This is a genomic window from Rhodococcus sp. C3V (assembly GCF_029269915.1).
Taxonomy (GTDB): domain Bacteria; phylum Actinomycetota; class Actinomycetes; order Mycobacteriales; family Mycobacteriaceae; genus Rhodococcus_F; species Rhodococcus_F qingshengii.
Genome location: NZ_JARJBE010000001.1, coordinates 72,882 through 98,216, shown reverse-complemented (window position 1 = coordinate 98,216; position 25,335 = coordinate 72,882). Strand labels below are relative to the sequence as shown.

General features: G+C 62.3%; 25 protein-coding genes. 15 read left to right on the top strand and 10 right to left on the bottom strand.

The window, feature by feature from the left end:
• Positions 1-6: 6 nt before the first annotated feature.
• The gene (locus P3G66_RS00505) at positions 7-144 is read right to left on the bottom strand and encodes a hypothetical protein (protein WP_153211511.1); all 138 of its coding nucleotides are present in this window, start codon (positions 142-144) and stop codon (positions 7-9) included.
• 47 nt (positions 145-191) lie between these two features.
• Positions 192-2,558: an arylsulfatase gene (locus P3G66_RS00500; protein WP_276116059.1), complete on the bottom strand. Its 2,367-nt coding sequence runs from the start codon at positions 2,556-2,558 to the stop codon at positions 192-194.
• Positions 2,559-2,675: 117 nt separating this feature from the next.
• Between P3G66_RS00500 and P3G66_RS00495 the strand changes: the two genes are divergently transcribed.
• Complete coding sequence (locus tag P3G66_RS00495) at positions 2,676-3,887, top strand: DUF2254 family protein (RefSeq protein ID WP_065351480.1); 1,212 nt, start codon at positions 2,676-2,678, stop codon at positions 3,885-3,887.
• 94 nt (positions 3,888-3,981) lie between these two features.
• Positions 3,982-5,814, top strand: a complete 1,833-nt coding sequence (locus P3G66_RS00490) for an APC family permease (RefSeq protein WP_219467457.1) — start codon at positions 3,982-3,984, stop codon at positions 5,812-5,814.
• A gap of 8 nt (positions 5,815-5,822) precedes the next feature.
• Here P3G66_RS00490 and P3G66_RS00485 read toward each other — a convergent pair whose 3' ends face one another.
• Both P3G66_RS00485 and P3G66_RS00480 read right to left on the bottom strand, forming a co-directional pair.
• Positions 5,823-6,896, bottom strand: a complete 1,074-nt coding sequence (locus P3G66_RS00485) for a VIT1/CCC1 family protein (protein WP_020909330.1) — start codon at positions 6,894-6,896, stop codon at positions 5,823-5,825.
• 25 nt (positions 6,897-6,921) lie between these two features.
• Positions 6,922-7,767 (bottom strand): alpha/beta hydrolase, encoded by an 846-nt coding sequence (locus P3G66_RS00480; RefSeq protein ID WP_234551234.1) that lies wholly within the window; start codon positions 7,765-7,767, stop codon positions 6,922-6,924.
• A 190-nt stretch (positions 7,768-7,957) separates the two neighbouring features.
• Here P3G66_RS00480 and P3G66_RS00475 point away from each other — a divergent pair, with 190 nt between their 5' ends.
• Positions 7,958-8,599: a DUF4232 domain-containing protein gene (locus P3G66_RS00475; protein WP_276116058.1), complete on the top strand. Its 642-nt coding sequence runs from the start codon at positions 7,958-7,960 to the stop codon at positions 8,597-8,599.
• 1 nt (position 8,600) lies between these two features.
• Here P3G66_RS00475 and P3G66_RS00470 read toward each other — a convergent pair whose 3' ends face one another.
• From P3G66_RS00470 to P3G66_RS00460, 3 genes are read right to left on the bottom strand one after another with little or no spacing between them, the layout of a single operon-like run.
• Positions 8,601-9,659 (bottom strand): ABC transporter permease, encoded by a 1,059-nt coding sequence (locus P3G66_RS00470; protein ID WP_276116057.1) that lies wholly within the window; start codon positions 9,657-9,659, stop codon positions 8,601-8,603.
• A complete protein-coding gene (locus P3G66_RS00465) occupies positions 9,656-10,525 on the bottom strand; it encodes an ABC transporter ATP-binding protein (protein WP_099698388.1) in 870 nt (289 codons plus the stop codon). The genes P3G66_RS00470 and P3G66_RS00465 overlap by 4 nt, the downstream gene beginning before the upstream one ends.
• Complete coding sequence (locus P3G66_RS00460) at positions 10,522-10,938, bottom strand: GntR family transcriptional regulator (protein ID WP_276116056.1); 417 nt, start codon at positions 10,936-10,938, stop codon at positions 10,522-10,524. Before P3G66_RS00460 ends, P3G66_RS00465 begins: the two co-directional genes overlap by 4 nt.
• A gap of 308 nt (positions 10,939-11,246) precedes the next feature.
• Between P3G66_RS00460 and P3G66_RS00455 the strand changes: the two genes are divergently transcribed.
• From P3G66_RS00455 to cobU, 4 genes are read left to right on the top strand one after another with little or no spacing between them, the layout of a single operon-like run.
• A complete protein-coding gene (locus tag P3G66_RS00455) occupies positions 11,247-12,206 on the top strand; it encodes an ABC transporter substrate-binding protein (RefSeq protein WP_276116055.1) in 960 nt (319 codons plus the stop codon).
• Positions 12,207-12,213: 7 nt separating this feature from the next.
• Positions 12,214-13,248: an iron ABC transporter permease gene (locus tag P3G66_RS00450; protein ID WP_042447095.1), complete on the top strand. Its 1,035-nt coding sequence runs from the start codon at positions 12,214-12,216 to the stop codon at positions 13,246-13,248.
• Positions 13,245-14,033, top strand: a complete 789-nt coding sequence (locus P3G66_RS00445) for an ABC transporter ATP-binding protein (protein WP_058226645.1) — start codon at positions 13,245-13,247, stop codon at positions 14,031-14,033. Before P3G66_RS00450 ends, P3G66_RS00445 begins: the two co-directional genes overlap by 4 nt.
• Positions 14,033-15,355, top strand: coding sequence for a bifunctional adenosylcobinamide kinase/adenosylcobinamide-phosphate guanylyltransferase (gene cobU / locus P3G66_RS00440; protein ID WP_276116054.1), 1,323 nt, complete (start codon positions 14,033-14,035; stop codon positions 15,353-15,355). The genes P3G66_RS00445 and cobU overlap by 1 nt, the downstream gene beginning before the upstream one ends.
• Positions 15,356-15,357: 2 nt before the next feature.
• Here the strand turns inward: cobU and P3G66_RS00435 are convergent, their stop codons facing one another.
• On the bottom strand, positions 15,358-16,143 hold the full coding sequence (locus P3G66_RS00435; protein WP_217017917.1) for an IclR family transcriptional regulator: 786 nt from the start codon (positions 16,141-16,143) through the stop codon (positions 15,358-15,360).
• Positions 16,140-17,678: an APC family permease gene (locus P3G66_RS00430; RefSeq protein ID WP_276116053.1), complete on the bottom strand. Its 1,539-nt coding sequence runs from the start codon at positions 17,676-17,678 to the stop codon at positions 16,140-16,142. The genes P3G66_RS00435 and P3G66_RS00430 overlap by 4 nt, the downstream gene beginning before the upstream one ends.
• 348 nt (positions 17,679-18,026) lie before the next feature.
• Between P3G66_RS00430 and P3G66_RS00425 the strand changes: the two genes are divergently transcribed.
• The 8 genes from P3G66_RS00425 to P3G66_RS00390 all read left to right on the top strand — a co-directional run bounded on the left by P3G66_RS00425 (position 18,027) and on the right by P3G66_RS00390 (position 24,528).
• Entirely contained in the window at positions 18,027-18,617 is a 591-nt protein-coding gene (locus P3G66_RS00425; protein WP_276116052.1) for a MauE/DoxX family redox-associated membrane protein, read from the top strand.
• A 44-nt stretch (positions 18,618-18,661) separates the two neighbouring features.
• The gene (locus P3G66_RS00420; RefSeq protein WP_003940593.1) at positions 18,662-19,270 is read left to right on the top strand and encodes a redoxin domain-containing protein; all 609 of its coding nucleotides are present in this window, start codon (positions 18,662-18,664) and stop codon (positions 19,268-19,270) included.
• A 75-nt stretch (positions 19,271-19,345) separates the two neighbouring features.
• Positions 19,346-20,017, top strand: coding sequence for a methylamine dehydrogenase light chain (locus tag P3G66_RS00415; protein WP_029256402.1), 672 nt, complete (start codon positions 19,346-19,348; stop codon positions 20,015-20,017).
• The gene (locus P3G66_RS00410) at positions 20,014-21,333 is read left to right on the top strand and encodes a hypothetical protein (protein ID WP_003940153.1); all 1,320 of its coding nucleotides are present in this window, start codon (positions 20,014-20,016) and stop codon (positions 21,331-21,333) included. The genes P3G66_RS00415 and P3G66_RS00410 overlap by 4 nt, the downstream gene beginning before the upstream one ends.
• On the top strand, positions 21,330-22,919 hold the full coding sequence (locus tag P3G66_RS00405; RefSeq protein ID WP_276116051.1) for a multicopper oxidase family protein: 1,590 nt from the start codon (positions 21,330-21,332) through the stop codon (positions 22,917-22,919). Before P3G66_RS00410 ends, P3G66_RS00405 begins: the two co-directional genes overlap by 4 nt.
• A 27-nt stretch (positions 22,920-22,946) precedes the next feature.
• Positions 22,947-23,294, top strand: a complete 348-nt coding sequence (locus P3G66_RS00400; RefSeq protein WP_003940240.1) for a plastocyanin/azurin family copper-binding protein — start codon at positions 22,947-22,949, stop codon at positions 23,292-23,294.
• Positions 23,294-23,617: a cupredoxin domain-containing protein gene (locus P3G66_RS00395; RefSeq protein WP_019745578.1), complete on the top strand. Its 324-nt coding sequence runs from the start codon at positions 23,294-23,296 to the stop codon at positions 23,615-23,617. The genes P3G66_RS00400 and P3G66_RS00395 overlap by 1 nt, the downstream gene beginning before the upstream one ends.
• A gap of 74 nt (positions 23,618-23,691) precedes the next feature.
• Positions 23,692-24,528, top strand: coding sequence for a hypothetical protein (locus P3G66_RS00390; protein WP_042447112.1), 837 nt, complete (start codon positions 23,692-23,694; stop codon positions 24,526-24,528).
• Positions 24,529-24,623: 95 nt separating this feature from the next.
• Here the strand turns inward: P3G66_RS00390 and P3G66_RS00385 are convergent, their stop codons facing one another.
• Positions 24,624-25,313: a YdcF family protein gene (locus P3G66_RS00385; protein ID WP_276116050.1), complete on the bottom strand. Its 690-nt coding sequence runs from the start codon at positions 25,311-25,313 to the stop codon at positions 24,624-24,626.
• Between the last annotated feature and the right edge of the window lie 22 nt (positions 25,314-25,335).

Sequence of the window (25,335 nt, the reverse complement as noted above, 5' to 3'; positions counted from 1 at the left end):
CCGAAATCAGGCGAGCGAATGCGTGACCAGAATGTGGTGGGCACGCATTCGCCGCGCCTCGTGCACGGATTGATGGTGGTGATGGTGCGTCGGCCCCCGCGCGTGGCGGACCAGATCGTGAACAGTTCGGATGACGGTCGGCATTGCGACCCTCCCTCAGGAGATTGTGACTGCTGCTCTTGCCTGTGGAATCACTGTCTGGACACCGCCACTCGCGCCACCTCCTCCGGATCGATGAGGTGGGTATGGTCGTCGTCACCGACATCGATCTGCACGACGTCGATACGTGCGTTGAATGTGGTTGCGCCACTGTAATCGACACTGACAGGCATGCCGTAGTCATCCCCGATGTCGGTGGTCTCGTCCGCGGAGAAGACCATCGGTTGCGTCTGCTCGACGCGACCTGAGCCCACTTCGCGACCGTCGTGATAGATCGTGACCCCACCGCCTCTCGCGAGACCACCTCCGTCGTAGGTGAACTCAGCTCTGATCTGGTGTGATCCTGCCGGAATGTCAACGTCGGAACCGATGACGAACTCGGTCATGCCCAATAGGTTGTAGACGAATTTGGCGCGGCCTTCCCGCGCGTAAAGTGCCCAGCCGCCAAATCTGCCTCCCTGCGCGATCATCACACCGTTGGCAGTAATGCCATCCGCGACGTCGACTGCTGCTGTGACACTGAATGATCGGTTCTTGATACTCAGCACGCTGTGCTCGCTCAGCCGTTTCATTCCGGGAAACAGAACCTGTCGATTCCCGGACACCAACTGCGGACGCCCCGCGATGTGAGGGTTGAACCTCTCGAATCTTCGGTCGTCGATCGGAAGCACGTTGTACTTGACCGCTTCGATCAACCACAAGCGTTGCAGTGCAGCGAGTTTCTCCGGCAACTCGGCCGCCAAATCTTTGGACTGCGTCCAATCCTGAGACCCGTCGTAGAGCTCCCACACGTCGTCGTCGAGAGCGGGGAGTGCCTCCGCGAAAAGCCACGGAGTGCTGTGCCTGGTGACCGCACTCCAACCCTTGTAATAGATTCCACGGTTGCCGGCCATCTCGAAGTACTGCAGATCGTGACGTTCGGCGACTTCGGCGTCGTCGAAGGTGTAGACCATGCTGGTCCCCTCGATGGGTGATTGCTGGACGCCGTTGACAAAGGTCGGTTCCGGTAGTTTCGCGACTTCGAGGATCGTCGGTGCAACGTCGATGACGTGGGTGAACTGCGACCGCGTCTCTCCCTTGGTCCGAATCCCTGCAGGCCAGTGCACGATCGTCCCGTTACGGGTGCCACCCCAGTGTGACGCAACCTGTTTCGTCCACTGATACGGCGTACACATTGCCCACGCCCACCCCACGGAATAGTGGTTGTATGCGTCCTTGGTACCGAATTTGTCTTTCACTTCCGCCATGAACTCGGGTGTTTCGATGGCGGCGAGTCCGTTGAAGTTGGCCATCTCGTTGAAAGCGCCGTTGATCGTCCCCTCTGCGGATGCTCCGTTGTCTCCGATGATGTAGTACACGAGAGTGTTGTCGAGAGCTCCGAGTTCTTCGATCGCATCGACAAGCCGGCCGACATGGAAATCGGTGTGTTCGAGAAATCCTGCATAGACTTCCATTTGGCGTTCGAGGACGGGCTTCATCTCCTCACTCGTGTCCTCCCACGCCGGGATGGCCTCGGGACGCGGGGTGAGGACCGCATCCGCGGGAACGACCCCCCGCTGCTTCTGCTGCTCGAGAATCGATTCGCGTTGAGCGTCCCAACCTCCTGCGAACCGGCCCTCGTACTTGTCGGCCCACTCCATCGGAACATGGTGCGGCGCATGGGTAGCGCCGGGTGCAAAGTAGACGAAGAACGGCTTGTCCGGAGCCAATGACTTCTGCATCCGAACCCAGTCGATCGCGTGATCGGCAAGGTCTTCGGTGAGGTGGTAACCCTCCTCCGGTGTCTTGTCCGGCTCGACAGGCGCGACGCCCTCGTACAGCGCCGGGTAATACTGGTTGTTCTCCCCGCCGATGAATCCGTAGAAATGCTCGAATCCGCCTTCTCCCGTCGGCCACGACGTGAACGGTCCCACCGGGGATGTTTGCCACGGCGGAACCTCGTGACACTTGCCGAACTGCGCCGTCGAGTATCCGTTGAGTTTCAACGTCATCGGCAGTGCGGCTTTGGTATTCGGCCGCAGGCCGGAAAGACCAGGAGCCGAGGTAGCGGTTTCGGTGATCGATCCCATGCCGACCGAATGATGGTTGCGCCCGCTCAGAAGAGCGGCGCGGGTCGGAGCACACAGTGCCGTCGTGTGAAACCGCGTATACGTGAGCCCATTACTTTGCAATCGCTCAGCAGTCGGTGTGTCCGCTGGTCCGCCGAAGGCACTGCTCGCGCCATATCCCACGTCGTCCAACAGGACCACCAGAACATTGGGTGCGCCGGCCGGCGGTAGTAGCGGAGTGATCGGCGGAAACTCGGTGTCCGGATCCTTCGCGTCGTACGTCACCAGACCAAGATGTTGTCGATCCGGAATCGGTAGTACGGCGCGGCTCTGGTCTGTCGGATCCGTCATGACGTCTCGCCTTCTGTCTCTCACATGGCTCTTTCAAGCGTTTCAGGATCACGACGACGTCGACATCATCCGTTTCGGGTGAAGGCGCACCATTGCCGCAGCGTGGAGGCTTGAAGTGTGGATCAGCCCGGACGTTTCGCTCCCACCCCGATCGGGCATGCCTTCCTCGTCCCCCGGCGCCGTGTACGTGCCGGCCTGACCCAGATCCTGTGCGTCGTCGTGGGGCTGGCTGCCGGACTGGGGATGCCGTATGTCCGGAGCGGCCCGATGATTCCCGCCCGTCAGGTCAGCGAGATGCTCGTTGCCCTCGGACTGGGGTTATTGGGTGTAGTGGCAGTGATCTTCTCGCTGCTGTTCCTCGTCGTCCAGTGGGCCGCGACCACCTTCACTCCTCGCTTGTTGTTGTTCCGCGACGACCCCATCGTGTGGCGGACGTTTGCCTTCGCGATAGGCCAGTCGGTTTTCGACATCACGGCGGCGCTCGCCATCAGCAACGAAACGGATGTGTCCGTGGTTGTGCCCAGCCTCGCAGTGCTGGCACTCTTGGCCACGCTGACGCTGATCAGACTGCTCCAGCTGCGCGCATTCTCGGCCATCCAGTTGGCTCCGGTACTGACCACGATCTCGAGTCGTGGCCGAGCAGTCTTCGCCGCCGTGTACCCCACCACCGATCTGGAGTTGCCTCCTCTACCAACACTTCCGGTGATCACGACAATCGAGTGGCATCGACCGCCGGCCGTTCTGCAGCAGATCCTCGTCGAAGATCTGCTGCAGAACGCTCGGAACTGCCGATCCATGGTGGTCCTCCGAGTGTCGCCGGGTAGCACGCTGCGAGACGGATTGCCGCTCGCCGACGTCTACGGCGGACCCATGCCCGCCAACACGATCCTTGACGCCTTGGTCAGTGGGAGTGAGCGGACCTTCACCCAGGACCCCCTACTCGCGATTCGGTTGTTGGCTGACATCGCGCTCAGAGCGCTCTCACCCGCTATCAACGATCCTGCGACGGCCGTGCAGGCTCTGGACGAGATCGAGGACCTCCTCTCTCTGGTGGCCTCCGTACGCGCAGATTCGATCCGGGCCGTCGACGAGCGTGGTGATCTGCGTGTGGTGATTCCACTGCCCGACTTCACGAGCTTCGTCAGAACCGGACTGGACGACGTCATAGCCTCGGCATCGAACTCGCCACTCGTTCTGGGCCGACTTCGCGACCTACTTTCGCACGTCGCCGCCCAATCGGAGTCTCGGAACCGCGATATTCTCGCCAAGCGCGCTCGCTGGATTGATCAGCTGTCACAAGGCTTCCCGCGACTCGAACCCCCGTTGTGAACCCGTACAGATTTGCGGGCCATCGCGTCAAAGCATCGTCAAGATCAGTCTCAGAGCTACGGGAAATGACGATACTGACTCGGTGAGACATGCAGTGATACTCGGACACCGTGGAGTCATATCGTCGACGACCCGCCCGGCCCGTGGGCCAGAGAATCAGAAGCTCTCCGTCGCAACCGGACTGGCAGGGCTTTCGCTCGACGCGATGGCCTCGGTGTCGTACGGGCCAGAAGCCATCGTGTTGGTGTTGGCCCTCGCCGGCGGCGCAGGGATCGGGTTCACCGTGCCGGTGACAATCGCCATCGCAGTGCTGCTTGTGGTCCTGGTGGCGTCGTACCGCCAAGTGATCGCCGCATTTCCCGAAGGCGGTGGCGCGTACGCCGTCGCAAAGAAGCATCTGAGTCCTCGCGCAAGCCTGACCGCCGCCGCATCGTTGATCGTCGACTACACCCTCAACGTCGCGGTATCGATCGCAGCCGGTGTCGCGGCTCTGACCTCCGCCTTCCCTGCGCTTCTTCCCTACACGGTCTGGATCGCACTGGCGATACTCGGCGGCATCACGGCACTGAATCTGCGGGGCATCGCAGATTCCGCGCGGGTATTCATGTTGCCCACCGTGGTTTTTGTCGTCAGCATCTTCACGGTGATCGGTGCCGGACTACTTCGGGAAAACCCTGCTGCCGCAACGGCTCCCTTCCTCGCCGACAACGCACACACGATCGGCATTCTCCTTCTGCTCAAGGCATTTTCGAGTGGTTGCGCCGCATTGACCGGTGTCGAAGCCATCGCCAACGCGGTACCCAGTTTCAAGAAGCCTCGCGTGCGTAGCGCTCAGCGTGCCGAAGTAGCTCTGGGAATCCTTTTGGGCACCATGTTGATCGGCCTTGCCGTGTTGATCGAGAAGTTCTCACTGGCCCCAGTCCCTGGAACAACGGTCCTGTCGCAACTCACTTCCGCTGCCCTCGGAAATGGTGTGGGCTACTACGTCGTCCAATTCTCCACTGTGATTCTGTTGGCGTTGGCCGCGAACACCTCTTACGGCGGACTTCCGAACCTGATGCGAATCCTCGCCGACGACAACGTGCTCCCGCACCGCTTCAGCCGGAAGTCGACGCGCGACGTCTTCACGTACGGCGTCTTGTCGCTCGGAGGCGTCGGTGCACTCCTGCTCATCGGATCCGGCGGAAACATGAACACCTTGGTGCCGCTGTTCGCCATCGGTGTGTTCATCGGATTCACGCTCGCGCAGTTCGGCATGGTGCGCCACTGGCTCGCCGAACAGACGCCGGGCTGGAAGTGGCGCCTAGCGCTCAACGGTTTCGGGGCTGCGTTGACTTCGATCGCAGCAGTGGTGACTACCGCCATGAAGTTCACCGAGGGCGCTTGGTTGATCGCTCTCGCGCTCCCTGCGCTCGTCCTCGGCATGGAACGCATCCGCGGTGCGTACACACATATCGGTACGCGGTTAACCGTTCAGGGTGAGAACGATTCTCTGTCTATCGGATACAAACCAGCGGTCCTAGTACCCGTGTCCGAAATTACGTCGCTCTCCACCCGCGCGATGGCCGCGGCAACGGCGATGTCGTCACAGCCCATCGCAATTCGAGTCTGCCTGGCTCACGAATCGACGACGGACTTCACACGCCGATGGCAAGCCCGACACCCGAATTCGCGTTTGATCGTCATCGAGGACACCGAGAATTCCGTGGGGAATACCCTCGCTCGATACATCCGCACACACTTCCCCCACCGAGAAACCTTTGTCGTAGTCGCCACCATCGACCCGGCGACCAGATGGCACCGGTTCCTCCCGAGCCAACGGACCGATGAGATCGCTCATGCACTGCGCAAACACACCGAGGCCGTGGTGTGCCAGATTCCGGTCCGGATCGATCCGGCTCACCGCGATCCCGCCCTACGCGCATGAGCCGTCACTCAGAGCGAGGTCCCGAACAACATGCCGAGTAGATACGTTGCGCCGGCAGCGCCGTAGCCGATCGCAAGTTGGCGTAGCGCCCGCTTGAACGGCGGCCCGCCCGAGAGCAACCCGACCACAACGCCCGTCGTCAGCAACGCGATCCCCACGAGAACAGATGCGACGATCAGAGCCGTCATGCCTTCCAGGCCGAACAGGTACGGCAGCACCGGAATGATTGCGCCCGAGGCGAAGAAGCAGAAACTTGCCGCCGCTGCGCCCAACCCGGTTCCGACGGCTTCATGGTCGTCGACAACGTCCGCGGCGCCGAAGGTGCTGTTCGCGAGGACCTCGGCGGCGCGCTGGTCCGCTTCCTCGGCGGACATACCGCGGGCCCGGTAGACCAGGGACAATTCGTTCGCGTCGACGTCGAGCAGGCCGACAGCTTCGCTGGCAGCCGGACCAGGATTGGACGCTTCCAACAACTCTCGCTGCGAGCGGACTGAAACGTACTCGCCGGCGCCCATCGACAGGGCGCCGGCCAGAAGCCCGGCCATGCCGGTGATCAGAACGATCTGATTGGAGACGCCGCTACCGCTGATGCCGAGCACGAGAGCGAGATTGCTGACGAGGCCGTCGTTGGCTCCGAAGACGGCGGCACGAAACGTTCCCGAAAGTCTGTTCCGACCCCGAGTGGCCAAGGCCCGCACCACTTCTTCGTGGATCTTCTCGTCCGCGCCCATCGATGCGGTCGCGTCGGCGTCGTTGGGATAGGGGGATCGAGTCTCGGCGCGCTGCGCAAGAGCGAGCACGAAGACGGAGCCGAAGCGCCTGGCCAGAAAGCCCAGTATCCGAGTGCGGATATCGCCGCGAAGTGGTTTGCCGACGTGATCGCCGAGTAGCGCTCGCCAGTGCGCCTCGTGTCGACCCTCCGCGTCGGCCAGGGCGAGAAGGATTTCGCGCTCCTCGCCGCTGCGCCTACTCGCGAGGTCTCGGTAGACGGCGGCCTCGGCTTGTTCGTCGGCGAGGTATCGTCTCCAGCGCTTGACATCTCGCGGGTCTGGATCGGGTCGTGCGGCCGGAACTGTGGACATCGTGTTCCCCTTTCCGGTGAGGCGGTCACGCTTCGAGTACGCGGTCCATCCACGTCGTCAGATCGTTGATGACGTCGTCGCGGTTGGTCTCGTTGAAGATCTCGTGCCTGGCGCCCGGATAGGTGTAGTAGGTGACGTCTTCGATCCCCGCCGAGTTGTACCGTTCGACTGCGACGTCGGTACGGCTCAGCGCGGCGTTGAGAGGATCCGAGGTGCCGACGAAGACCAGGATCGGAAGGTCTTGTCGCACACCCTCGACGTCGACGAACCTCGGTCCCGCTGCGATAAGTCCGCCCATGCCGGCGTCGTCCAGGCTGAAACCGCACAGCGGATCGTTGATGTACAAATCCACCTGCGCTTCGTCACGGCTGAGCCAGTCGTGCGGAGTACGGGCCGGTTCGAATTCCGCATTGAACTGGGCGAGGACGTCCGGGCCGTCGTTGACGAGGCTCTCGATCAGTTGATCGACCGCGGTAGTCCCCGACAGTGCGACGGCGTCGATCAGGTGCGAATGATCGAGGATGTACTGCTGCGAAGCGAACGAACCGAGGCTGTGGCTGAGCAGTACGACGGGCAGGCCGGGGTGTTTGTCGCGGATGATGCCCGTGAGGGTCACCATGTCTGCCACCAAGCGGTTCCAGCCGTCGTCGCCGATGTTGCCTGGGCCGGCGTGCATGCTCTCACCGTGGCCGCGGTGGTCCGCCGCGTAGACGTGGAAACCGCGAGCATTCAGGGCGTCGGCGACGTGTGCGTAGCGTTTTGCGTGCTCACCCATACCGTGCGCGAGTTGAACAACCCCTCGAGGTTCCTGCTCGGTGGGCCATTCGTGGACATGAATGACCACTCCGTCGTCGCTGGTGAAGGTGAACATGCGCTACTCCCGGTGGTCGCGATCCGGACAGGTCATTTCTCATGCTAGATCCGCAGCGGCAATCCATCCGGGAAGTAGGTCCTGATCACCGGCGAGCCTGATTCGTTTCTGCACATCCGGCCTCGGATTCGGATATACCGGACACGGATGTTCGGAAACAGTTGTCGACCAGCCTGAGGAGTACAGAGCGATGAATTCGAACCGCATGCGCAACGTCGGCTTGTTGGCGGCTCCTCTTGCTGCTCTCGCCCTTCTCAGCGGTTGCGGCTCGGATGAAACGGGAACGGCCGAGAGTTCACCGGCACCCGCCTCAACGACGACCGCCTCGGCGCCGACGACCCAGACCGGCACCGCTTCACCTTCGACGACCCATACCGATCACACCCAAACCACAACCTCGACGGCACCCAATCCCGAAGGCTGCGCGATCGGGGAACTGAACGTCACCCTCGGCGAGTCGAGTGGCGCCGCCGGTTCTGTGGAGCTTCCGGTGGTCTTCACCAACACGGGCAGCCGCACGTGCACGCTCGACGGTTTCCCCGGCGTCTCGTATGTCACGGGAGCGTCCGGAAGCGAAGTGGGTGCTGCAGCCGGCCGCTCCGGATCCGGTTCACTCGTCTCCCTTGCCCCTGGCTCTGCCGCAACGTCTTTGGTGCGAGCTACGAACGTCGAGAACTACCCGGCAGATCAGTGCGGCGTGACCGACGTTGCGGGACTGAGGGTTTACCCGCCCAACAGCTACGACTCGGTCTTCCTCGCCTACCCCACCAAGGGTTGCTCGATGACCGGCGCGAACATCAACCAGCTGACGGTCGCGCCGGTCGCCCGCTGAATCACGGCTTGAGGCGTCGTAGACCCCAGAGCGCCGGCAGGAGGAACAGGCCTGAAAGGATCAGGACGAGTGCAGCTTCCGTGAACTGAAATCGCCGGACCTGGTCGACTGAGTGGTACCACGTTTCGTAGTGGTCCACTCCCTGCGCGAGCACACACGCACGATATTCGGCGTCGAGTTGGGCCAAGAAGGCTTTCTGGCGAACATAGAAGTCCACGTCGCTCTCGTCGGCTCGCTGATCGTATTCACTGCCGGCGGTATCGGTAGTGCACGCCTGATAGTCGATCTCGACCGGCTTCCCGTTGGCATCGGTGTATCCGCTTCGCACGATCCACGCCATCGAGGAATCCATGACGTACGTCGCATAGAAGGTGTCGTGCTCGATACCTTGGGTCAGCACAGTCGGCTCGGCATAGTGCGGCCGTGCCAGATTCTGAAATCCCACCATCAAACCTGCGACGGCCACTAAGGTGACGGCCACCGCGGCGATGGGTGATCGCACCAGCAGTGATACCGCAGCTCCGGCGACCAACGCCATAAAAGTGTATGCACCCAAGACGATTCCGCTGGAATTGAACAGAGGGAAGAGCATCGAACTCATTCCGTACGACTGAACGGGTCCGACGTTGACCACATAACTCCAACTCTCGAATCCAACCCGAGCGGCTTCGAGAATGAAACCGAGGATCGCGGCTGCGGCAGTGAGCGGAAGAAAGACAACAATGACTCGCATCCAGAACCATCGTGCTCGACTCACCGACTGCGTCAGACCGAGAACATGTGTTTGCTGATCGATGTCGCGGGAGAATACGGTCGCGCCCACCAGCGCCCCGAGTAGTACCGGTAAGGCGGCGGCGATCGTGTTCACGCCGGTAACGGCGGTATCCGCCCAGCAGTCCCATCCGACCCCGACACACCCGAAGTACGTTCCTCGGCCCTCTGCACCCAAGCTACTTCGAGTTCCGATTCCGCCGACTATCGCTGCCATAGCCAAAGCTGCGATGAATCCCAATGACACAATGAGCGATGTCCGGTGGTGCCGCCACGTAACCCAGATCATGCCGCCACCATCGTTTCTGCGCTCAGGTGCCCGAGCACCACGTCGTCGAGAGTTGCGTCGTCGATCACCCAGCCGGCCCGAGGGCTCGGACGAATTCCCTCCACCACATGAGAATTCGACCGCATCCCCTTGTCGGTATGAATGACCGCACCGGCGCCGACCACGTCCGAGGGGTCGCCGTCCCCGATCAATACGTAATGGGCAGAGATCAATTCATCCAACGGACCGGACAATCTCGCGTTTCCGCCGCCCAGCAGAAGAAGTCGATCCGAGACGTCTGCCAATTCGGAGACGATGTGTGAAGACAACAGAACCGTGGTGCCGTACTCGGCAACGTCTTCGAGCAGAGTGGTCGCGACGGACCGCCGCGCCACGGGATCGAGATCCGCCAAGGGCTCGTCGAGTAGAAGCAACTGCGGTCTGCGCCCCAGCGCCAAAGCCAGTGCAACCCTGGTTCGTTGACCTGGTGACAGAGTCTTCGCCTTTGCATCGAGAGCAATCCCAGCGCGCTCCACCAGATCCAGAGCGTACTTCGCATCCCACTCGTCGTTGGTATATGCGCCGAATCGAAGAAGTTCTGCAACAGTGAATTTGGGATACAGCGGCTTGTGCTGAGCGAGGTACGACAGGCCTGGGCAGATGCCGTCCTGATCCGGCGTGCTGCCCAGGACGGAGATCGAACCGTGGTCAGGCATCGTCAACCCGACCGCCAAGGACATCAGCGTGGACTTACCGGCGCCGTTCACCCCGACCAGGGCAGTGATGCTTCCTGTTGCGATCTCGAATGTGCAGGCGTCGAGCACCTTCTTCTTGCCGAAGCGCTTGTCCACGTCCTGCATTGTCAGTGCCGATTCTTGCGCAGTCATGATGTCTCCCCCTGCTTTCCGGACGGATCCGCTTCGATGAACGTCTTCTCGAGTTCCAAACTCACCAGTGCTTCGATGTCCGTGCGCTCGAGTCCAGCGGCCACGGCATCTGCCACCCAACGCGCCAACTCGCGCCGTAGCGCAGAGCTTTCCGCCATACCGGGCTTGGCAAGGGACTTGACGACGAACGTGCCCAATCCGGGCCGCGGAGCAACAAGTCCGTCGCGCTCGAGTTCCTTGTAGGCCTTCAGGACTGTGTTCGGGTTGATCGCGAGCGCTCCCACGACGTCCTTGGCTGTGGGCAGCCGATCCCCGACTTGGAGATCACCGAGCCTGAGCGCCTGCTTCACCTGAAGGACCAATTGCACGTAAGTGGGAATGCCGGATCGGCGGTCGATACGGAAGTCGATCATCCGAACCCTTTCACTAGTTCATTAGTGGAATAGATATTTACCCTGCCTTGACCTCCCGGGTCAAGCCAGACGACCCCTGTAAAGTGCAGATGCCCCGGTTCACCGGGGTGCCACGCTGCTCGTGTGAAGTTCGGTGAAACCCCGGCACTGTCGACGCAACTGTGAATTCGCCCGTCACTACTCGAGGCGAACGAGTCAGGTCACCGGCCTCGTGGCGACACGATGGTTCTCGGACGAAGGACCGCTCGTGGCGCTTCGCCTCGCGGCCGCGCTGCTCGCGACCCTTCACCACTAGCGGAGGGGTGGCTGTGAGTACTCGGCCGACACGTAAATTCAGATCTGTACTTGCAGCACTGACGGTGAGCACCGCACTGCTTGCCGGTGCGTGCAGTAGCTCGACGTCCGATGCACCCGCAACCACAGCCGCCTCGGACGGCTCGTTCCCGGTGACTGTTGTTTCCGGTCCCACGGATTCCGGCACGGACATCAGCATCGAGTCACGCCCTCAGTCGATCGTGTCACTCAGTCCCAGCGCCACCGAGACCCTGTGGGCAGTCGGCGCGGGCGATCAGGTGAAGGCCGTCGACAATCAGTCCGACTACCCGGCCGGTATCCCGGTCACCGATCTCTCGGGCTTTCAACCGAACGTCGAAGCCATCCTCGGCTACGCACCGGATCTGGTGATCGCATCGGATGACATGAACGATCTTGTCTCCGGACTGCAAAAGGCGAAGGTGCCGACACTCCTGCTACCGGCAGCGACGAGCATCGACGACGTCTACGCCCAGATCGAGCGCGTCGCGAAGGCCACCGGCCACGAAGACAAGGGCACCGAAGTTGTCGACACCATGCGCTCGGACATCGACACCGCTGTCGCCAGTGTTCCTGCGCGCCAACAGCCGCTGACGTACTTCCACGAACTCGACTCCTCGCTCTACACCGTCACGAGTTCGAGCTTCGTCGGGCAGATCTACTCGCTGTTCGGAATGAAGAGCATCGCCGACGCCGCGGGGCAGGGTGACTATCCGCAGTTGTCCGCCGAATTCGTGGTACAGGCCAATCCCGATCTCATCTTTCTCGCAGACTCCCAATGCTGCGGAGTGACAGCAGAATCCGTCGCCGCTCGACCCGGGTGGAGCGGCATGAAAGCGGTTACCGGCAACCAGATCCATGTGCTCGACGAAGACCTCTCCAGCCGCTGGGGACCTCGTGTCGCCGACCAGGTGAAGGCCGTCGCTGCCATCGTTGCCCAAGTTCCCGCGGCCTGAGCACTCGATGATCAAAGCCGGTATCTCCCAACATCGGACCGCCGTTCTGCTCGGCGCCGCGCTGATTCTGTGCGCCGCCTTGCTGATCGGTGTTCTGGTGGGGCCGGCCGGTTTGACGCCTGATCGGACCATTCTCGAACTTCTGGACGGAATACCCGGCATCCATATAGATTCCGGCCTCACCGCAACACAGCAGGCCATTCTCTGGCAGATCCGGCTTCCGCGAGTAGTCCTGGGCGCGTTGGTCGGAGCAATGTTGGCCGTAGCCGGCGCCGCCTACCAGGGCGTGTTTCGAAATCCCTTGGCAGATCCGTATCTCCTCGGAGTTTCCAGCGGAGCCGGACTGGGCGCAACCCTCGCCATCGTTTCGGGTGGAGCGCTGGGCATGTTCGGAATTCCCATGGCCGCCTTCGTCGGTGGTGTGCTGGCAGTGTTCGCAACTTATTCGCTCGGTCGAAGCATTGGCGGGCCGCAGAACGCGGTAGTCATCATCCTCGCCGGTGTCGCAGTCGCAGCGTTCACGAATGCAGCGCAGACTTTTGTTCAGCAGCGGTTCGACGATTCACTGCGCGAGGTCTATTCCTGGCTACTCGGCGGACTGTCCACCGACGGTTGGTCGGAAGTTCTGGTTGTCCTGCCGTACGTTGCGCTGGCCTCAGCCGTCATCCTGGTACACCGGCGTGTACTCGACGTGATGGCCGTCGGTGACGTCGAAGCCGCCAGCCTCGGCGTCGACCCGGCCAGATCACGCCTGGTGCTGGTGCTCGCCGCAACTCTGGGAACGGCCGCGGTCGTGAGTGCAAGTGGACTCATCGGCTTTGTCGGAATCGTTGTTCCCCATGCGGTTCGACTGGTCGTCGGCCCGTCTCATCGGCTGCTTCTCCCCCTGTCACTCATGCTCGGAGCGGCGTTTCTCGTCCTCACCGACGTTGCCGCCCGCACGGTCATGGCACCGGCCGAACTCCCCATCGGAGTTGTGACCGCGATGATCGGCGCTCCGTTCTTCCTTCTGGTTCTGCGCCGCAGCCGGGTCTCGGCATGACCGACAGCGCAGTGCGGTGCCGCGACCTCCGAGTCAACCTCGGCGGCAAGGACGTCGTCGACGGCATCGATCTCGATGTGACACCAGGCGATTGGGTTGCCGTGGTCGGGCCGAACGGCGCCGGCAAGACAACCTTGATGCATGCCCTCGCTGGATTGATTCCGTCTACCGGTGAGCTCTCGGTCGGGGGACTGAGTCCTCGCAATTCCAGCCGCAAGGCGATGTCCGCCGTCGTCGCGTTGATGCCTCAGCGTCCGGTAGTACCCGAGGGCTCAACGGTCAAGGAACTGGTTGCGCTCGGCCGTACTCCGTATCTACGACGATTCGGAACCGAAACCGCCACAGATCGTTCGGTGATCACTTCGGTGATCGAAAGGCTCGACCTCACCGAGTTCGCAGATCGACGAGCCACCGAACTTTCCGGCGGCGAATTGCAACGCGTGGTCCTGGCTCGGGCACTGGCTCAAGAGCCGCAGGTACTGCTCCTGGACGAACCCACCAGCGCCCTCGACATCGGTCACCAGCAGCAGGTTCTCGACTTGGTGGAGGAACTGCGAGAAGACGACAACATCACGGTCATCGCCGCGATGCACGATCTCACTCTCGCGGGTCAATACGGTCGACGAATTGTGCTGCTGGACAAGGGCAGCGTGGTTGCCGACGGTACACCCTCAGCGGTGCTGGAGGCAGACCTCCTCGGCCGCGTGTACGGCGCTCGCGTCGAAATCCTGGAACGGCCCAGCGGTCCCATCGTTGTTCCGATTCGGCAGGAAGGCACCCGCTGATGGAACTGGTGATGCTCGGCACCGGCGCTGCCGACGGTTGGCCGAACCCGTTCTGCACTTGCCCTTCCTGCCTGGCGGCATTGTCGAATGAAACCATTCGCGGACACACCGCTGCCTTGCTGGACAACCGCATCCTGTTGGACTGTGGACCCGAAGTACCGCGCGCCGCGTCGCGATTCGGTCGCACGCTGGCACACGTCGAACACATCCTGCTGACGCATTCTCATCCTGATCACCTCGGCCCGATGGCATTGCTGTTCCGGTCCTGGGCGTCTCGCACCGAACCGCTCCAGGTTCTCGGACCACCCGACGCGCTCGCTCCCTGCCGAGACTGGGTGGGCCCGGATGACCCGGTGACCTTCACACCGCTCGAGACCGGCCAGTCGATCATGTTGGGCACCTATCGTGTTCGCGCACTCGAAGCCGCGCACGAAGTACCCACCCTTCTCTACGACATCACCGACGCATCCGGAACCCGAATCTTCTGGGCCACCGACACCGGGCCTCTGCCCGAAGTCACTGTCGACGCCCTTGCCGACGCCCGTTTCGACGCCGTCTTTCTCGAAGAGACCTTCGGCTACAAAACTGACCACGGCACCGGGCACCATGATCTGCCGAGTTTCGCGGAGACGGTGACCCGACTACGCAATTGCACCGCGATCACCGATCGAACCGATGTGGTCGCCGTACACCTCGGGCACCACAACCCGGTCGAAAACGAACTCGCGGAGGAACTTCGAACGTCCGGGGCGCGAGCGGTTCCGGATGGAACTGTGCTCGAGATCGGGGTAGGACAGAGCCATCGAACTCTGGTCACCGGTGGCGCCCGCTCGGGCAAGTCCACTTACGCGGAGGGCCTGCTTGCCGGCGACCGGCACGTCACGTACATCGCCACCGGGGATCCGCAGGACGACGATCCCGACTGGATCGAACGAATTGCGTCGCATCGCGCGCGGAGGCCGTCGACGTGGACGACGGTAGAGACCTCCGAAGTGACCGAGATTCTCGCAGCCGCAACAACACCGGTCCTGCTCGATTGCCTAGGCACGTGGTTGACCGCACGTCTGGATCGACATCAGGCGTGGGCGACAGAAGATCTCAGCGCCGTCCACGCAGATATCGACCGGTTGGCCGACGCCTGGACCGCCTGTCCGGTACCGATTGTCGCCGTCACCAACGAAGTCGGAAGCGGCGTCGTCCCGGACACGAAGTCCGGGAGACTGTTCCGCGATCTACTCGGTCTGGTGAACAGCCGCATCGCCAGTGAATCGGAGTCCGTGGTCCTGATGACCGCCGGACTCCCCCTGAGCCTGCGCGTGTGACGTCAGAGCAATCCGGTGAGCTGACGCGCACAATCGAGTAGGAAACCGACCAACTCTCGATCCTCGTCCGTCACTCGCCCGCTCGCTCCCTGAACACACAACCCGCCGGCCACCTGGTCTGCGTGATCTCGAACCGGTACTGCCACTGCGGATCGACCCAGGCGGCATTCCTGGTTCTCGAATGCAAAACCCTGCAGGCGAACAGACCTCAACTGCTCATACAACGCGTCGAAATCACCGAGGGTGAACTCCGTGACCCGGCGAAGTTCCAAACCCGAAAGCAACCGCTCGTCGTGCGCCAACAGAACCTTCCCCAGCGCATTCGCGTGAAGGTTCTTCGGCAGTGCCGCTATTCCGATGATCTCGTGGTCCGGATCCTTGTCGACGAACCTCAAGCGCCCACCGGCGAATGACGCGACGTGCAATCCGAACCTCGTGTGTGTCCGCATGTCCTCGACGCGCTCGTGCAGCGTGGGCGCCGGGCCACTCGACGACGCCGCATGCGAGAGCTCGGCAGTCCGACGCCCCAACGCGAACCCTGACAGGTCCGGCACCCGCACGAGAAAGCCCTCCGCCACCAGCAGATTCAGCATCCGGTAGGCCGTGGCCGATGGAACGCCTGCAAAGGTGGCGATCTCCTTCGCTGTTGTTCCCGGTCCCAGATGAGCCACCGCCTCGAGCATCCCCAGCGCCTTCTGAACCGCACGCGGTTGTTGTCCACTGAAGTGGGTCTCTTCGCCGATCCGTTTGTCTGATCGTGGACCAGCGGTTGCACGGTCCGCGGTCACCGCCCATGCTCCGGCGAGTTACCCTCGGCGGCCCCACGATCCGACACGAGTCGCCTTCGCCCGTCACCGTCGATCAGCAGAGTACCCGTACCGGGCAACAGGTCCGCCGTCTCGACGCTGTCGAAAGCGCCTACCATCAGAAGGCTTTCCGGTCTGGCTCTCCGAAGCAATGAACTCCACAATGTCCCCGAGACCGCAACAACAAGCGCCGCGATCGGCAGTGCCCACATCCCGTGAACCGCACCGTCGAGAACGATGTAGGCCAGTAGACCGGCACCCGCAGCGCTCACGGATACGGTGCATATCCGAGTCAGCGACGTGTGTTCCCCGATTCGGCGCAAGAACTTCCACGAGGCAAAGGCCACCAGCGTGTAAGCGCAGACCAACGCGGTCTCCACCACGCCGTCGAAGGATCCCGAATCGTCGCGAACCGTATCCGAATAGATGAATACTCCCGCCGCACTTACCGCGACGAACGCAAGTACCGCAACGTACGGGGTACGGAACCGTCTGTGCACGCGAGCGAGCGGCGCAGGCAGTACCCGTTCGATCCCCATCGAGTACAACAACCGCGAACCCGCCTGCGCACAACCGAGAGTGGATGCGAACCAGGAACACGTCATTCCGATCTTGACTGCCAGAGCCACCTCCGCGCTGGCCCCCGATGCCGTTCCCTCGAAGTACGCTCCGACGATCGTCGCGCCGTGACCAGTCATCGCCGCCCAGGCCGCAAAAACGAAGAGGACCCCGCAGATGATCGGCGAAATGAGAACCGTGCGTGTGACGCTGATGAGTGGTCGGTTCGCTTCCGGGCCGAAGAAGGCCGAGCTTTCGAAGCCCGCCATGCTGAGCACCGTCAGCATGGCGAGAAACGGCACAGCGCTCAGCGACGGATTCGGCAGGGCAACAGCAGTTGTCGTGTCACTGTGCGTCGCCAGCATGACCACGACGATGAGAATCAACGAGCACGCTTCGACGACCAGGATCGCTCGGGTGGCGAACCGGACGCCTCGCACTGCAATCCACGCGACGGCCAGGGCAATCGCCACCGTCGTGATCACCGTCGCGGCAGGCCCTCGCACGTCGGGGCCGACAATGGCGATGGTATCGAGCAGACTCGGAACTGCCTGCGAGAAAACCGAAACCGAGATTCCGAGATACCCGAGTACCAGTGCGGCACCCGCCGTCAGTGTCGCCCGGATACCGGAGCCTTGGAAGACGAAGCTGTACAACGATCCTGCTGCGGCCAGTCTCCGCGTGAACTGAGTGATGCAGAACGCAACGAGAAACACCGCCGAAGTTGTCGCAGCAATCGCAGCCAATCCGACGTAGCCGGGACTGTAGGTGATCATCCACAGGGCGATGAACACCATTCCCGTTGCCGGCGCGATCGTGGAGAGTGATTGCCCCAACAGGTCGATCGGGGTCAGACGTCCTCGCCCGAGACCACGGAGCGGGGAGAACACGGGCTCACTGTGTTGATCCGCATTCTGCGCTCGCGTGATCGCCGCACGCAGTGCCGCACTCACGGCCATGTGTCACCGTCCGTCGCGTCCAGGCCCGAACCTACGAGCGAATTGTCAGAATTCGGTCAGGTTAGTCCGCTTATGTTTCCGCGCAGTTTCCACGATGACGCGCACAGAACTTTCAAGTGAGAATCCGACTCTGTTTCCCACCCAGCGTCATGCCGGATCAAGGGCGGCCGACGGTATCCGGCCCCTCCGGCAGCACCTTGACCTACGAGTTCTCCGATTCTCACACGACAACTGCTCTCTCAGTTGCACCTCGTCCAGGCGTAGCGCGGTCGACGCGGGTTCGCAGCATCGCCCGTACAGGATGTGTCCCACACACCACCGGCACTACCCGAGAGGAACGGAGGAAGCATGCACTTGGTCAGCGCCACCACTTCGGCGATCATCGGATTTGTTCTCCTGCTCGCCGGCATTCCCAAGCTGAACGACCACGACGGGGTCCTTCGTTCGGTGCGCGGATACAAAGTGTTGCCGGTGCGACTCGAAGTACCGATCGCTCGCATCCTTCCCGTCGCGGAAACCGTCGTAGGCATCCTCATGGTTCTCGGCGTGGCCCATCGCCTCGCCGCCTTGGTTGCTGCCGTCATGTTCGCGTCGTTCTTCACGGGCCTCACGATCAACCTCCTGCGTGGGCGACGCGATCTGGACTGCGGATGTTTTGCATTCGGAGTCGGCGAGATTCCGCGCATCGGATGGTTCCACGCCGTTCGCGCCGGAACACTCGCGGTGATCGCTGTGGCACTGTCGGTCACCGCCGGACAGGCTGAGATCGGCGTCCAGGTCGTGGCGGCGACCTTCGGATTCCTCCTCGTCCTGGCTGGAGTTGCTCTCGCACAAATTCGTTCGGTGGTCCACCTCGGACGACGCCCAGTCGACGACTATCTGTCGAGCGCCTCCATCCGCCTCCGAACCGCCGAAACCGCGTCCCGGTACGGCTCGTGAACTCACATCCCCACCACTGAAAACTCGAAGGCAGGACTACCACGATGACCACTTTCCTCCTTGTCGCGACAGTGATCCTGGTGATCGCCGTAGCCGTACTGTTCTTGATGGTTCTTGCTCTGGCTCGTGAAATCGGCCGCGTACAAGTACGTCTCGGACCTCTCGGTGCCCGGATGATGGATACCGGGCCCAAGGTCGAACAGGCCGGCCCGTCGTTTGCCGGTCTCATCGATCAGGAAGGACGGACCGTCGGAGTCGGTGGTCACCGCGACAAACCGCAACTCCTGCTGTTCACAGCACCGAGTTGCTCGACGTGCAAGAGCCTTCTTCCCGGCGTAAGGGCAATGGCCCGAGCCGAATCGGATCTCGACGTGATCATCATCTCCGACGGAACACCCGACGAGCATCGCGAGTTCCTGGCCGGCAGCGGGATCGGTTCGGAGCTCAGTTACATCGACGCTCGAGACGTCGGTATCGCATACCAGGTGGGCACCACTCCGTACGGCGTGATTCTCGACGAGCACGGCAAGATCCGAGGAAAGGGCCTGTGCAATCACATGGCTCAGGTGGAAAGCCTGCTCAATGCGCTCGAATCCGGCACCCCCTCACTCCAGCACCTTCATGCCCAGGCGAAATCCGGCAGCGCGGCCTGATCTTCCTGCACAGTTCGATCCTCTTCACGAATCAGGAGAAAATCGTTGGACGACAATGAATTCCCGCAGCACAACATGACGGAGAATCGATATCCCGTCGACGAGGCGACAGTTCAGGCCCAGGCCGAATGGATGGCGGGCCAGGGCGGTTCGCTTACCAGCCGAACCGGACGTAAACTCTCCGAACGAGTTTCGCGGCGATCCATGATCAGTCGGATCGGCAAGTGGACCATGGGTGTGTCAGGAGTGGCACTGATCAGCACACTTCCCGTGACACGTAGTGCCTTCGCCCAAGAGCCCGAGGTTCCTGCGCCGGCACCTGGCCCCGAACCTCTTGTCCCTGTCTACGACGGTAAAGATCCGGCCGAGTGCGAGTACTGGCGCTGGTGCAACATGGACGGAACGTCCTGTGCCGCATGCAACGGCGGCGGTGTCACCACCTGCGCCCCCGGCAGCAAGCCCGGCGCAGAGTTCTGGGTCGGATGCTGCACCAACCCTGATACCGGCAAGACCTATCTGATCGCCTACTACGACTGCTGCGGTGCGCCTTCGTGTTCCAACGCATTCTGCGGCGAACCGGACATGCAGGCCGTGATGTACAACCCGGTCTCCGGAAGCTACGACCAGGAAATCATCTGGTGTGTCTCCGACGAGTCCCAGGCATACACCTGCACGATGGCGCCCATCATCGGTGAGGACTGCCAGACTCGACCGGCCGAACGCCCCAAGGTCGGTGCCGGATCATGAGCAGTCCGCGAACCCGAAAACTGGCGCGACCCGCCGTTGCCGTCATCCCACTCACCGTCGTACTCGCGCTGGCCGGTTGCAGTTCGTCCGACAACGACGAACCCTCCAGCGCAGGCGATGTCACCTATCCGACAGTTCCGTTTACTGCTCCGGGCGAGGGGATCTCCCTCGGTCACGACGACCAGGAAATCGGCGACACCATTCCCGAGCCGTTGCACGTCGGTTCGATCACCCCGATCGCAGCTGACCGCTTGCTGGGCGTCGAAGGTGGATTCGGCCAACTCGAGCTCAGCGTCAACGTCATCGATCCGAAAACCGGTGTGGCCGAGAGCCGGATCACCGTCGGCCCGGGTATCTGGGATCCGGTCATTCACGGATTCGTCGGGGATTCCGCCGAGGATCCTGCGGTACTCGCTGCCGAGGTGTGGCGCCCCCGAGGTTCCCGCGGCGCAGCAGATTTCACGGTCAGCACTTACTCCGGAAACCTGCTGGAACCAGCCGAGGTCATGCTTCCGGACGTCGCACGCGTACATTCCCGTCCCGGCTCGAACGCCGTGACCTCCGACGGTAAGTTCTTCGTCACGTGGGACGACGGTTTGTACGGCATCAGGGTGGTCGACCTCGAGAAGAAGGAAGCGACCGGTGCACTCCAGATAGTCGGCTGCGGTCCGTTCACGTGGATGGTCGATCACGAACTGTACAGCGTCTGCGAGGACACCCGGGAACTGCTGCACGTCACGATCGGTGACGACGGAGTTCCGAAGGAAACCGCCCGAAGCAAGGTCCTACCCGAGGATTTTGTCTCCACCCGCAAGGTCACGTGGGCCTCGGAAGCACAAAAAGCCTTGCTGGTCAGTGAGAACGGCGATGTGTACGTCTTCGACTTCTCCAACGGACTGCCTCAGGAAGGTGTCAAGCCGATCGGAAACGCCGGGCAGGACTCCGGTCGATTCTCGGAGAACGTCATCAACGCCGACGCAACCCGGCTCGCAATCGCGTACACGGACACGGCTATTCATCCGGACTCTGCTCGGGGAGGCTCACTGGTCAAGATCGACTTGTCCGATGCAACGACCTTCGCCCCGGTGAAGAGCTTGACGCTTGCAGACCTCGGCTTGACAGACATCAAGAGCATGACCTTTTCCGTCGACGGCGCCACGTTCTACGTGCTCGGTTCGGGACCTGAGGTCGAAGGCTCCGCTCCGCAGAAGATCGTGGGTTACAACGCGAGCACCGGCGAGCAGGTCAGTTCCGTCGATGTCTCGGGCAACGTCGGGGATGTCAGCGGGTTGATCACACCAGAAGTACTCCGATGAGTCGTCCCGGATCCGGTGTGGTGATGGGCCGGCGCCGCTTCCTGAGTTTGGGAGCACTCGGCGCCGGAGCACTCGGGCTCGGCGCAATGGGGACGATTGCCGGATGCAGTTCCACTGCAGCATCTCCGACGCCCACAACCGATCTCGACTACATCCTGCCCACCGACCCCGAAGTTGCCGCCGCAGAATCGGCGCGAGCCTGGAACGGGACCACCGCTGCGTTTGCCCTTGCCGCCGGATTCTCGACGGTAGATCTTGGCGGACGCCTCGTGGACACGTGGACGTACGGAGGCGCTGCGGTGGCTCCGGAACTTCGCCTGAAGTCCGGTGACCGGGTGAACGTCAGCGTCCAGAACGGCCTCGACGCCGAAACAACACTGCATTGGCACGGAATTCGAATCCGCAACGACATGGATGGCGCGGCACCCACCACGCAGGCTCCCATCGGCGCCGGTTCGAGTTTCGAGTACAACTTCATCGCAACGGATCCGGGAACGTACTGGTACCACTCGCACAGCGGATTACAAGCCGATCGGGGGCTCTTCGGCGCCATGATCGTCGAGGATCCGAACGACATCACCGGGGCCGACGCCGATGCCGTTCTGGTGCTCGACGACTGGCTCGACGGATTGGGTACCACCCCGGATTCCGTCCTGATGGCCCTGAACCCGGCAATTTCGGGCGGGCACGGCGGACACGGCGGTGGGGCAACAACTCCGGCGGAACACTCGGAAGCCGACATGTTCGTCGCGCAACATTTGGTGAGCGGCGGACACGGTTCTTCCGAACCACTCGGCGGGATGACTCAACACATCGCGTATCCACTGCACTTGATCAACGGGCGGCCACCCAATGATCCTGCTGTCGTGACTGCAGCGCCCGGTTCGACCCTGCGACTGCGAATCATCAACGCAGCCGCCGAAACTCCGTACCGGTTTGCTGTGGCCGGTCACGAGATGACAATTGTCGCTACCGATGGCTACGACGTGGAACCAACTCCTGCCGACACCATCATCGTCGGAATGGCGCAGCGCTACGACGTGCTGGTGACGGTGAAGTCGGGAACATGGCCGGTGGTGGCGAAGGTCGAGGGCCGAGATGGTTATGCGTCGACCGTCCTACGCAGCACCGACGCGTTGGCCCTGGCGAACCCGGATGTCGGCGGAAACCTCTCGGAACTGGCCGGCCGACTGGTCACCGAAAGCGAACTCCGGCCCACGGAATACGCACGGCTCGAGACGAAGTCGCCTGATCGCGACTACCACATCGAATTGATCCAGGCCGGCGATCGGTACGTCTGGGGAATGGCGGGAGCCGATGCGGGCAAGCTCGTCATGAAACAGGGCGAACGGGTCCGGATCACGATGAAGAACACGTCCACGATGTGGCACCCGATGCACACCCACGGCCACACGTTTGCGGTACCGGATTACGGCGGACTTCGCCGCGACACCGTCAACGTCCTACCCGGCACCGAGCTTGCCATCGAGTTCGACGCCGACAATCCCGGCGAGTGGATGTTCCACTGCCACAACGCCTACCACTTCGAGGCCGGCATGACGGCAAATCTGCGTTACGTCCGCTGACAAGTCGAAGAATGGAGAGAACACCTCATGAAGAAACTCGTTCCCGCTTTCCTGGCCGCGTGCGCTGCCCTGAGCCTCACCGCCTGCAGTAGTGATGCCGGTGCGTCGTCGGACGAACCTGCAGTCGTGATCGAGGTGAAGAACATGGCGTACACACCGGCATCGGTCACCATCGAGAAGGGACAGACCGTCGAATGGAAGTTCGACGACAGCGGACTCCCCCACGACGTGGTCGGCAACGGTGATCTCGACGGGAAACTGAAGAGCGAGTTGCTCACCGAGGGAACCTTCTCGTACACGTTCGACGACGCCGGCACCTTCACCTACCACTGCACGCCCCATCCGATGATGGTGGGCACCGTGATCGTTCAATAGTGAGGAGGTGGATCGTCGGCTTCGGCCTCGCTGTCGCGGCGACGTGTGTCCCAGCTTGCGGCACAGAAGATCCCGTCCCCGACGTGGTGGTCGAGATCAGCAATGTTCAGTTCAGTCCGATGGACGTCACCGTGGAGCACGGCGGCACCGTCGAGTGGCGCTTCGACGACGGCGGACTCCTGCATCACGTGGAATCACCCGGCCTGTTCGACAGCGGTATCACCGGAGACGGAACGTTCCGGCACACGTTCGAGAGCGTCGGAGTCTACGAATATTCGTGCTCCGTCCACCCGTACATGATCGGAGTCATCACAGTGCTGTGAACTCTGGCTCATCACTTTTCGCTGCGACTTCGGCTCGACACTTTTCCTGAACCACAAACACTTCGGAGGATCTGATGACTACTGTTCTCTCACACGGCCCACTGCAGACCGACGTCCCTGACATCCGGCCGACCCTTCAAGGATCGGTCGGCACCGCGACCCGTGTCAGCCTCGTCGCGGCGGGCGCCGCTGCGGGTGCCGGCCTCGCACTCGTGGCCACGCCATCTGCGACAACAGCTTTGACCACAGCTGTTATCGGCGCCGGGCTGGTTACGTCGCTGGCCGCGAACTGGTCGACCTGCGGAATGTCCGTCGCCGGAGTTGTTGCCGCGCCGAAGCAAGTCGATCGGAAGGGATCCTCGACTCCCGTCCGCCGACTCGGCTGGCACGCTCTGGGTTCGGTCACGACGGGAGCCGTCACCGGGGCATTGATCGGCGCTCTCGGTGCGGCGATGTCCGGGTACGTGCCGGTCGGCTGGGCGCTGGGCGTCTGGGCCGTCGTCGCGGTTGCATACGGGCTGCACGAGTTGGGTGCGGTGAGCATGCCGACTCCGATGCGGCGCCAACAGCTTCCGCGCCATCTGCGCCGCACGATGGCGCCCTGGAAGGTCTCGCTGATCTTCGGCGCGATCATCGGTCCGGGATTTCTGATCTTCATCCGCTCGAGTGCGTACTACCTCCTGGCACTCGGCGTCATGGCTTCGGGTTCACCGGCTCTCGGGGCGGCGCTGTTCACAGTCGTATCCCTTGGCCGCTGCATGCCCAGCCTCGCGGCAATCGTGCACACCAAGCGCGGTGGCTCGATGCCGGGATTCCTCTCGATCATGTGCGTCGTGGACCGTCGCGTGCAGAGCGTCACCGGCGCGGCATTGATCGCACTGGGAGCATTCGCCGCCGCAGCACTGATCTGACTCTCGACCGAGCACCCTTCACCTCGAGTGAACACACGCTCCGACTCTCCGGAGCGTGTGTTCACTCGACAGAAACCGTGCGCACTCACCCCGCGTCAGGGAACCGACAGCGCCGCCTGGACCGAGTCCTCCGACGGCGACGTCACCTTTGCGTCCCGGCTCCACAGCATGTCCAGCGCTGCCTTGGGTTTGGCAAGGACCCACTCCCGGGCGGCGTTCTTGATCAGCGTCGGAGTTGCGCACCCGCAATCGCTGTTCACCCCGTCTGCGTCGATGCCGACGTCCCGGCACAATGCCACGGCACGTGGCACGTGATACCCCTGAGTGACGATCAACGCCTTGGTCACCCCATACGCATGTATGGCCCGGAAGCAGGTGTCATAGGTGTCGAGGCCGTACGGATCCCCCACGATGCGACGCTCATCGATTCCCTGCTCCACCAGGTAGTTCGTCATCGCCGCGATCTCGTCACCCGAGCCGCCGTTCGCGTCGCCGGAGACCAGGACCGCTTTAGCCTTTCCCGCTTCCACCAGTTCGACTGCTGCGTCCAGCCGCCCCTTCAGGAAAGCCATCGGCTTACCGTCCTTGATCTGCGCGCCCAGCACGATCACTACCGGAGCATCGGGAGCATCGGCGGCGTCCGACGTGTGGCCGGCCGACGCCACGGAAATCCACACGATCGAGCCCGCGTAGACAACCGCTCCGAGCACCGCAATGCCTGCGACCCAACGAGGCCACCGGCGCTTGCGCGGCGGTTTCACTGGATCTGCAGCGGCTTCGTCCATTCGTCGATCAAACCACACGGTT